The organism is Paraburkholderia sp. BR10937 (assembly GCF_040965695.1).
Lineage (GTDB): Bacteria > Pseudomonadota > Gammaproteobacteria > Burkholderiales > Burkholderiaceae > Paraburkholderia.
The window spans coordinates 1-240 of record NZ_JBFRCL010000273.1; the positions used below are offsets into that span (position 1 = coordinate 1).

1 protein-coding gene is annotated in these 240 nt (G+C 67.1%); it reads right to left on the bottom strand.

Annotation, left to right across the window (positions count from 1 at the left end):
* On the bottom strand, positions 1 to 240 hold a 240-nt coding region (locus AB4Y44_RS42955; RefSeq protein ID WP_368702861.1), incomplete at both ends, for an aldehyde dehydrogenase family protein.

The window sequence follows — 240 nt, forward strand, 5'->3', positions numbered from 1 at the left end:
TGCCCCGTGCCCGTCTCGCCGCAATGGACGATGTTCTTGCCCATGCCCGAGAGCACCGGCTTCACGCTCTCGTAGTGCGCGGCGCTGCCGCCCACCATGAACGTGAGCGTGCCCGCCGCCGCGCCGCTCTGCGTGAAGAGGCCCACGCCGTTGCCGAACGGATTTGCATTGACGATGGCGATCGCCTCATCGAGCGTCTTCGCCGTGAGCACCACGAGCACCGGCCCGAAGATCTCGTTG